The 9,283-nt window shown below is 62.9% G+C and carries 7 protein-coding genes and 1 pseudogene; 1 reads left to right on the plus strand and 7 read right to left on the minus strand.

Annotated elements, in window-relative coordinates; genetic code table 11:
- The 7 genes and pseudogenes from B3873_RS20830 to msrP all read right to left on the minus strand — a co-directional run.
- Positions 1-713, minus strand: a pseudogene (locus B3873_RS20830) (type I secretion system permease/ATPase); the annotation flags it as partial.
- 929 nt (positions 714-1,642) lie between these two features.
- Entirely contained in the window at positions 1,643-2,518 is an 876-nt protein-coding gene (locus B3873_RS20835; RefSeq protein WP_286868755.1) for an EAL domain-containing protein, read from the minus strand.
- A 69-nt stretch (positions 2,519-2,587) separates the two neighbouring features.
- Complete coding sequence (locus B3873_RS20840; protein ID WP_286868757.1) at positions 2,588-3,913, minus strand: TolC family protein; 1,326 nt, start codon at positions 3,911-3,913, stop codon at positions 2,588-2,590.
- A 329-nt stretch (positions 3,914-4,242) separates the two neighbouring features.
- A complete protein-coding gene (locus tag B3873_RS20845; protein WP_286868760.1) occupies positions 4,243-5,955 on the minus strand; it encodes a tetratricopeptide repeat protein in 1,713 nt (570 codons plus the stop codon).
- 55 nt (positions 5,956-6,010) lie between these two features.
- The gene (gene msrA / locus B3873_RS20850) at positions 6,011-6,709 is read right to left on the minus strand and encodes a peptide-methionine (S)-S-oxide reductase MsrA (RefSeq protein ID WP_286868762.1); all 699 of its coding nucleotides are present in this window, start codon (positions 6,707-6,709) and stop codon (positions 6,011-6,013) included.
- A gap of 77 nt (positions 6,710-6,786) precedes the next feature.
- Positions 6,787-7,443 carry a sulfite oxidase heme-binding subunit YedZ gene (locus B3873_RS20855; RefSeq protein WP_039785056.1) on the minus strand — a complete coding sequence of 219 codons (657 nt, stop codon included), beginning with the start codon at positions 7,441-7,443 and terminating at the stop codon, positions 6,787-6,789.
- 14 nt (positions 7,444-7,457) lie between these two features.
- Positions 7,458-8,426 (minus strand): protein-methionine-sulfoxide reductase catalytic subunit MsrP, encoded by a 969-nt coding sequence (gene msrP / locus B3873_RS20860; protein WP_286868764.1) that lies wholly within the window; start codon positions 8,424-8,426, stop codon positions 7,458-7,460.
- A 242-nt stretch (positions 8,427-8,668) separates the two neighbouring features.
- Between msrP and B3873_RS20865 the strand changes: the two genes are divergently transcribed.
- Positions 8,669-9,283, plus strand: a 615-nt coding sequence (locus tag B3873_RS20865) for a heavy metal response regulator transcription factor (protein ID WP_286868766.1), incomplete at its 3' end; no start/stop codon positions are given.

Raw genomic sequence — 9,283 nt, forward strand, 5'->3', positions numbered from 1 at the left:
CCGACGGAACCTGGCAACTGGTCCACCCGGACCGACAGCAAGCGTTCGAAGAGCGCCTGCGAGAGCTTGGCATCGAGGCCGGAGACCACGCTGTCCATGATGTGAGAACGCGCGAACTTCATGCCCAGCTCGAAGACGATGGCCAGCGAGACGCCGATGGCCAGCACGATCAGCGTAGCCACGCCGTGCGTAGGAATGACCCGGTCATAGACCTGCATCGAGAAGACCGAGGCCCCCAGCGCAATGACGCTCATCACCACCGAGGCAATGACCACTTCCAGGATGATGGGACGGTATTCGCCAAGCGCTTCCTTGAAGACGCGTTCAAAACCGTGCTGGTCCGGCTTGTTGCCGAGCGGGGCGAAATCGAGCTTGTAGGCGCCTTCGCTCAGATCACTGTCGCTGACCAAGGCATGGCCTTCTTCACTGATGAAAATCCAGCGGCCATCGGGACGCTGGTCGGCGATGACACCCCAGCCGCGCTCGCGCACCACGCCCAGCATGGGAAGCTGTGCGCGGTCCGGCTTGGCCAGATGCTGCGACTTGGGCAGGCTCAGGGCAGCGCAGAGGCTGTTGATGTCGATGGCCGCTGCGCCGCTTTTCACCATCGATTGGGTGATGGCGGCATTGAGCCGGACGCTGTCGATCACCACACCGTGGCGTCGCGCTGCCGTCATCACGGCCCATGACAAGGAAGACGCCAGTTCACTCATGACAGGCCTCCCGGGAAACCAGCAAGGCAGCTGGATACAGGCCCGTGCAGCCTGCGCCGGACATCTTGCTGGCCGCAGCGCGGCGCACCGCACCGGCAACGGGGGGCGAACTGGGACAGGAATGAATATTCTTTCTCATGGCGATTCGTTTGGTTTGATATCAGTCGCGACGATCGGCCTTCCTTCAGGGGAAGGACTGTCGACGGCCCCTATTCGGACGATGCGGACGATGCGGACGTACTCGGCTTGATCGACAGTGAGAGCGAAAAACGGGAGAGAACCCCTCGGACGATGTGTCGCGCGATGCCAGAAATGACCGGGATGCGTCATCGTTGCTGCTTTGCCATCTCAGCAACAGCGGGCAAAACCGAGGGAGATCTCGTCCGGAATCAGGCGCTGCGGCAGATCGTCAATGGGGCTAATGATCTGTGAAAATATATAAAGATTTAATTGTCCTTTAGTTCATTTCAGACATATTTGTAGTCTCGAAAAAACTAAGTAAATGACGATTTCAGTCGATCAGAGAACAAACCTCACTCTGGAACGATGGACGCCCTTCCTGTCGACGAGTGAAGGGAAAATCCAGGACCACTTTCGCGAGGATCAAAGAAATACGGAAGATCCTGGAAAGCCTCTTCATATCTGGATAAACAAAAGAGAACTCCCCTCGAATCATGTTGAACCCGAGGGGAGCTTGGTGCCATTCGCCACCTGATCACCGACAATCAGTCAGCACTGGTGACAGCGTCTCCGCCAGACCATTAACATCGACGCCGTACTAACTTTATCTAACATTTTGCGCTTAGCAAATTGTCTGATGGTGCAGACGAAATGAACTATCGAAGGCAACGTCGAGTGGACGACATCGACAGCAACGGAGAGGAAAGACCAGACAGGAAAGGACGCCTGTGCGCACAGCCCGCGCAAGCTCAGTGCGAGGACTGAAGATCCGGCGCCACCACGGCCTCTGCGGAGCCGCCAGCCGCGAGAGAAGACAACGGCGATTCCGGGGCTTGCAACGACAACGGCGACAGTGGCGAACCCGCCGGGCTCGCTGCCCGATCGCAATAGCGCGCAAATTCAGCGGCCAGCATCGGCCGTGCGTAATGCCAGCCCTGGGCATAGTCGACGCAGGCCTGCTCCAGATAGCGCGCCTGCACCGGCGTTTCCACGCCTTCCGCGACGATCTTCAGCTTGAGCTTGCGGGCCAGGTCGATGATGCAGGCCAGTACCGGATGCTCGTGATCCGTGCCGATGCCGATGACGAAGGAACGATCCAGTTTGAGCACATCACATGGAAGTTCGTGCAGATAGCGCAGGCAGGAATAGCCGGTCCCGAAATCATCCAGCGCAATGAGATGCCCCCGCTCCCGCGCCCGGGACAGCGTCTCGCGGCTCGGCAGGGTTTCCATGCTGCTGCTCTCGGTGATTTCCAGCCAGAGTTGGGCCGGCACGATACCGGTGCCGTCCAGCGCGGCATCCAGCACCTCCAGGATGCGGCCGCTGTTGACATCCTGGGCCGGGATATTGACGGCCGCATGCAAGCAGCGATGAGCGCGCAGCGTGGGGGCCAGGTCGCTGACGGTCTGTTGCAGTACCCGGTCGGTGATGGCATTGAGGTAGCCGTGCCGCTGCGCCGCGGCCAGAAAACGGTCCGGCGGCAGCAGTGCACCGTCCTCGCGCTGCCAGCGCACCAGGACTTCCGCGCCCGCACAGCGGCCGTCGGCCAGTACCACGATGGGCTGATAGACGACTCTGAATTCCTCGCGCTCGATGGCGCGCTTGAACTGCGCTTTGGTGATCATGCTCCCCCCTGCCGCAGTTCCCCTTGCGGTCGCCGTGCGCACCGCAGCGGATGCGCACGGGATTGATGGTCAGCGTACCTGGTCCAGGCCATACGCCCACAATTGCAGCTTGCGGCCATCCGCGATGATCATGGCCGTGACGTCGGCCTTCTGCAGATCGGTCTGCACCACTTCGCGGGCGGCATTCATCACGTCCAGCCAGGAGCGCCGGCCCGACAGATATTGGCGGGTATAGGAAGCCAGCACCTCCTCGGACGATACGGCGACGTCTTCCAGATTGCGTGCACGCGCCTCGGCTTGCTGATACTCGGTGTAGGTGGCGGCTATCTGCGAGATCAGTTCCAGCCGTGCCGCATCCACGGCCAGCAGCGCTGACTGATAGCGGCCCTGCGCGGCGGCCACTTCCGAACCCAGCGACAGGCCGGCCCCCAGCTGCATCTGCATGCCGATGAAAGCACGGTTGGCATTGGGGGTGTGAGGCACGCTGAAGTTGCCGCGCTGGTGCTCCAGGCGCGCATAGACTTCCGGCCAGTAGGAGGCACTGCGGATCTGGATGGCCGACTCCTGGACCTTGGCATCAGCGCGCAGGCGCTTGAGCAGCGGGCTGCTCTCCAGCATGCTCTCGGTCAGTGCGGGCAGATCCTCGCTGACGGACATCTTCGCCACATCGGCACGCAGCTCTTCATCGCTCAGCGGCAGGCCGACCAGTTGTTCCAGTTGCAGCCGCGCCGACTGGCGGCTGGCCTTGGCTCCCAGCAGGTCGGTCAGCGCCTGGTCGCGGCGGCCGCGCACCAGCGTCACGTCGACGCGCGCAGCGGCTCCTTCCTTCTCGCGGCGCTGGCTTTGTGCGAGGAAATCTTCCAGCGCTTTCAGATTCTTCTGATTGGCCTCGGTGGCCAGATCCGAACGCACCCACAGGCTGTATTGCGAAATGACCTGCTCGGCCAGGCGGAAACGCTGTTCACGCAGGGCTTCGCCAGCAGATTCATCATTGTGCCCGGCCTGTTCCAGCTGGGCCGTCAGGCGGCCGCCGGACCACAGGGTCTGCTGCAGGCGCAGGGTCACCACGGTATCGTCACCGTTGTACGAAATGTCGCGCGAACTGGTCACGCCGGCGCGTTCGACCGACATGGACGGTGTCGGAAAGAATTGCCACTTGGCCGACGAGATACCTTCGGCAGCGGCGTCGACGGCACGTTGCCGAGCGACCGCAGCAGGATTGTTGAAAGCGGCTTGCTTGACCAGATCACCCAGGCTGACAGCGCCCGCCGGCAGGCTCAACAAGCCCAGTGACATCGCCATCACGGCAGCCAGCCGGTTGGGCCAGCGCGGGCGCGGCAAGGTGGAGGAGGACTGCGGGCCGCAGGCGCCGCCAAGGGGGAGGATGTCGTTCATCTGCGCTCATTTCAGGTTGATCTCGTCCAGGGAGGAAGGTCTCGCGGCAGGCGGGAAGACGGCGCCGGGCGCCGTACTTCACGCACCTGCACACTGGCCGGGCAGCAGCCGCAAAGGCGGCAGGGCAGCCGGCCGGCTGCGATGACGGGTGACGAGAATTGGCTTGGATGATCGCGGAAAGGACGGGGGGGAACGAATTGTCCGATGGTGCAGAAATCTTCATACGGCCTCGAAATAATTCGAGAAACACTACAAAGATTAATGAAGAACAGCTGCAGACCCTGCCAAGAACGTCTGCAGCCGGAAGAGCTGCACGGGTTCCGGCACGCTCACGAAGAAAACGACGCTACCGCCAAGGCGGCACGCAAGGTGGTGATGACCTCATCCCAGTCGCCCGCACGCTGCTGGCGGAACAGCCGTGCCGTCGGATACCAGGGCGAGTCATGGCGTTGCAGGAACCAGCGCCAGTCCGGTGAATAGGGCAAGGCGATCCAGACCGGCAAGCCGAGCGCGCCGGCCAGGTGGGCGGCTGCCGTATCGACGCTGATGACCAGGTCCATGCAGGAAAGCGCGGCCGCCGTATCAGCGAAATCGCGAATGCCCTCCCCCACGGCATGCCACTGCGGCCCGGCCTGCTGCAGCCATTGCGCATCGGCGGTGCGCAGATCGGGCTGGATGATGAAGAAGGACACCCCGTCACGCGCCTTGGCCAGAGCCGCAAAGCGCTCCAGCGCGATGGACCGGCGCGCATCGTTGGCATTGCCGGGGTTGCCGGAGCAGATGATGCCTATGCGCACCTGCCCCGGCGCACGCGGTGCCAGCGCGTCAATCTGCTGCTCCCACTGGCGCTTGAGGTCGATATGAACGTTCAGGTAAGGCACCGGTGCCGGGATATTGTCCATCGCCGTATTGCACACCAGCGGCAGGCTCATCAGCGGCAACTGATAGTCGATCGCGGGCAAGGCGCCTGCGGTCGGCACCAGCTGAATGCGCGAGGCCACCGGCAAGCCCTGCATCAGGGTGAACAAACTTTCCGGAACCTCGAACACCACCTCAGCCCCGGCCTCGACGATCTGCTGCACGTAGCGGCTGAACTGGATGGTGTCGCCCTGCCCCTGCTCGGCCCACAGCAGGATGCGCTTGCCGGCCAGCGAGCTGCCGCCGTTCCAGGGCGGGATGGCGGCGTGGCGATAAGGATCGGCACCGCGTCCTTCCCAACGCCATTCGTAGAGCGGCAAAGCCTCTTCCAGCCGGCCGAGCACCAGCAGCGACAAGGCCAGGTTGACATGGGCATCGGCGTCCTTGCCATCCATGCGCAGGGCGCGGCGGAAGCTGTCGATGGCTTCCTCGTGGTCACGCAGGCGCGCCAGCGTGGTGCCACGGCTGACGTGGGCATCCACCAGGTCAGGGTCGAGAATGAGGGCGCGGTCGTAATAACGCAGCGCTTCCTCGTAGTCACCCAAGGCATGTTCGATCAGGCCTGCATCCAGCCAATATTGCGCGCGATCATCGAAGCGCAGCAGCACCTGGCGCAGGCATTCGCGTGCGGCTTCCCACTGGCCGGCGCGCTCATGCAGCCGCGCCTTGCGGTGCCAGGTATCGGGAACATCGGGATTGCGCCGCAGTGCCTCTTCCAGCAAGGCCAGCGCCTGGCCATCGTTCTTGCCGGAGGGCGACATGCCCTGCAAGGCGGCAGAGGCGGCGACGAAGAACTCGGGACGTTCATGCCCCGCCTCGATCAGGTCGCGATAGAGCAGGAAGCTGTCTTCATATCGCCCCTGCTCGTAGAAGGCGCGCCCCAGGCGATAGCGCAGGGCCAGCGCTTCCTCGCTGCCGGGGTCGACCAGCGGCAAGGCCTGCTGCCAGGCCAGGGCCGCTTCTTCGAAACGTCCTTGCGCGGCCACCACGCTGCCCAGCAGCTGCAGCGCATCCTTGTGCCGGGGATGGGTCTCCAGCAAGCCGAACAGCACTTGTTCGGCGGCGGCGTAGTCATCCTGGTGGAAATGGTCGAGGGCGAGGCGGACGGTATCAGTGGCGTTCATGGCAGGCGGGATGAGACAAACCCGCGTATTGTCTCATCCCTGCCGGGGTACTGCGTCAGCGCTTGAACACCAGCACCGGATCGGCGCGATAGATGGCCGGATACATCTTCTGCAGGTTGCTGATCTTGGGCAGGTCGTTGTAGGCGATGTAGGGCTGGTTCGGATGCAGGGTGGCGTAATCCTGATGGTAATCCTCGGCCCGGTAGAAGCCTTGCAGCGGCGTCACCTGGGTCACGATGGGGGCGCTGAAGACTTTGGCGGCATTGATCTGGGCAATGTAGGCCTGGGTGGCCCGGGCCTGGTCCTCGCTGGCGGTAAAGATGGCCGAACGGTATTGCGTGCCATGGTCCGGGCCCTGGCGATTGAGCTGGGTCGGGTCATGCGCCACCGAAAAATAGATCTGCAGGATCTGGCCATAGGAAATCTTGCGCGGATCGTAGGTCACCTGTACCGCTTCGGCGTGGCCGGTGGCCCCCGAACTGACCATGGAATAAGTGGCCGAATCGGCCTTGCCGCCGGCATAACCGGACACCGCCTGCAACACGCCCTGGGTATGCTGGAATACCCCCTGCACACCCCAGAAGCAGCCACCCGCGAGGACCGCGGTGGCCGTGTTGGCGGTGGAAGCCAGCACCGCCTTGCCACTGGGAGCGGGCACCGCCACCGCCGCTTCAGCAGCCAAGGTGGAAGCACAGGCCAGCGCCAGGCAAAGGCTGGCCGCAGAGGCCAGGACGGCAGGTTTGAACAGGGACATGGCAGGCTCCGACAGGGCAGGAAAAAATCAGAAAATCGGCTAGGACGATCAGGTCAAACGCACAAGATATGAAGCATTCAGCGCCGCACGGGCTTTCCCGGCGTGCCCGATGCGCCGCTGCGCCGCCACAGCAGGCGCAAAGCGAGCATCACCCCGACGAGTACCGCGAACAACAGCGGCTGGGCGATCAGGTTCTTGCCGGCCTTGTCCCACCAGTAGTGCAGCACACCCAGCGGCACGATCACATAGACCAGCCGGTGCAGGGCCTGCCAGCGCTTGCCGCCCAGGCGACGCACCATGCCGTTGGTACTGGTGATGGCCAGCGGGATCGACAGCAGCAGCGCCAGCACGCCCACGGTGATGAAGGGCCGCTTGACGATGTCCTTCCAGATCTCGCCCAGGTCGAAGAAGTGATCGAACCAGACGAAGGTCGTGAAGTGCAGGCACAGATACAGAAACGCCATCAGCCCCAGCATGCGGCGCATGCGCACCAGCCAGTTCAGCCCGGTGATCTTGCGCAGGGGCGTCACTGCCAGGGTGATGCAGAACAGGTACAAGGTCCAGTCGCCGGTGCTGTGGGTGATGAATTCCAGCGGGTTGGCCCCCAGGCCGCCGGTGAAACCCAGCACCACCAGCCGCCCCAGCGGAACGAAGGCCAGGGCCAGGAATAGCCACCACAGCCCCGTCACGGTGCGTGGCTTGAGATTGCGCAAGGCGGCGGGAGCGAGCTGCATGCCGGATCCGTTCTTCAGAAGAATTTGCGCAGGTCCATGCCGGTGTACAGGCTGGCCACGTCGTTGTATCCGTTGAACATCAGCGTCTTGCGCTTGGGCGCGAAGAAGCCATCCTCGCCGATGCGGCGCTCGGTGGCCTGCGACCAGCGCGGGTGGTCCACGTTGGGGTTGACGTTGGAGTAGAAGCCGTATTCCTGCGGGGCGTAGAGATTCCAGGCAGTCTTGGGTTCTTCCTTGACGAAGCGGATCTTGACGATGGACTTGGCCGACTTGAAGCCATACTTCCACGGCACGATGATGCGCACCGGCGCGCCGTTCTGGTTGGGCAGCACTTCGCCGTACATGCCGAGGGTCAGCAAAGTGAGCGGGTGATTGGCTTCATCCAGGCGCAAACCTTCACGATACGGCCAGTTCAGGATGGGGGTGGACAAGCCCGGCATCTGCTTCTTGTCGGCCAGGGTGACGAATTCGACATACTTGGCATTGCCGGTGGGTTCGGCCTTCTTGATGAGCGCCGAGAGCGAATAGCCGATCCAGGGGATCACCATCGACCAGCCTTCCACACAGCGCATGCGGTAGATGCGCTCTTCCAGCGGGGCCAGCTTGGTCAGGGCATCGAGGTCCAGGGTCATGGGCTTCTTGACCTCGCCTTCGATGTCGATGGTCCACGGGCTGGTTTTCAGGCTGCCGGCATTCTTGGCCGGATCGGCCTTGTCGGTACCGAACTCGTAGTAATTGTTGTAGCTGGTGGCGTCCTTGTAGGCGGTCTGCTTGTCCATGACCGCGAAGGCGTTATTGAGCTGGGCCGGCAGCTTCTTGCCCTGCTGGGCGAAGGCCTGCGGCAGCGCGCCCATGCCGCCGGCCAGGGCGGCACCGCCCGCCACGCGCGCCATGAAGCTGCGGCGCGACAGGTAGAGATCACGCGAGGTGATCTCGGAGGCGGTCGGGATGTCAATCTGGTCGGGACGAATCTTGATCAGCATGGTGCGCTCCGGCAAAAAAGGGTGTGAATGCAAAGCGGAGGCAAGGCCTGGACCTCGCCGATGAGATGCCATGGTAAAAGCGGCGCGGTGACGCCCGGGTGGCATTTTGATGACAATTTTGTCATGAAGAAAAATCCCTCCATTGCTAGAATCGAGTGCATTTTCCGGTTCATTCTCTCCGATCCGGGCCGCCTTTGCAGCGGCACTTCCCGTCCATTCCACTTCACACGGTTTCCCACAGCATGGCCATCCTGGTAATCGAAGACGACCCCAAGACCGGTGACTACCTGCGCAAAGGCTTGCGCGAATCCGGCTACGCCGTCGACCTCGCCCGCACCGGCAGTGACGGCCTGCACATGGCACTGGAGCAGGACTACGACCTGGTGGTGCTGGACGTGATGCTGCCCGGCCTGGATGGCTGGCAGGTCATGAGCGCACTGCGCAGCAAGCGCGACCTGCCGGTGCTGTTCCTGACCGCCAAGGACCAGGTGGAAGACCGCATCCGCGGCCTGCAGCTGGGGGCCGACGACTACCTGGTGAAACCCTTTTCCTTCACTGAACTGGTGCTGCGCATCCGCACCCTGCTGCGCCGGGGCGTCACGCGCGAAGCCGAGGTCTATGAGATCGCCGACCTGCAACTGGACCACGTGCGCCACAAGGTCACGCGTCAAGGCGTCAATATCGCCCTGACCAACAAGGAATTCATGCTGCTGCACCTGCTCATCAAGCGCCAGGGCGAAGCACTGTCGCGCACCGTGATCGCCTCGCAGATCTGGGATATGAACTTTGACAGCGACACCAATGTGGTCGACGTCGCCATCAAGCGCCTGCGCGCCAAGATCGACGCGCCCTTCGAG

Origin of the sequence: Herbaspirillum sp. UBA812 (assembly GCF_002296545.1) — a bacterium.
Taxonomy (GTDB): domain Bacteria; phylum Pseudomonadota; class Gammaproteobacteria; order Burkholderiales; family Burkholderiaceae_D; genus Herbaspirillum; species Herbaspirillum huttiense.

Bases quoted from the DNA above. Each gene is read 5' to 3' on its own strand.
- B3873_RS20835 (WP_286868755.1), bottom strand. From the start codon at position 2,518: ATGATCACCAAAGCGCAGTTCAAGCGCGCCATCGAGCGCGAGGAATTC.
- B3873_RS20840 (WP_286868757.1), bottom strand. From the start codon at position 3,913: ATGAACGACATCCTCCCCCTTGGCGGCGCCTGCGGCCCGCAGTCCTCC.
- B3873_RS20845 (WP_286868760.1), bottom strand. From the start codon at position 5,955: ATGAACGCCACTGATACCGTCCGCCTCGCCCTCGACCATTTCCACCAG.
- msrA (WP_286868762.1), bottom strand. From the start codon at position 6,709: ATGTCCCTGTTCAAACCTGCCGTCCTGGCCTCTGCGGCCAGCCTTTGC.
- B3873_RS20855 (WP_039785056.1), bottom strand. From the start codon at position 7,443: ATGCAGCTCGCTCCCGCCGCCTTGCGCAATCTCAAGCCACGCACCGTG.
- msrP (WP_286868764.1), bottom strand. From the start codon at position 8,426: ATGCTGATCAAGATTCGTCCCGACCAGATTGACATCCCGACCGCCTCC.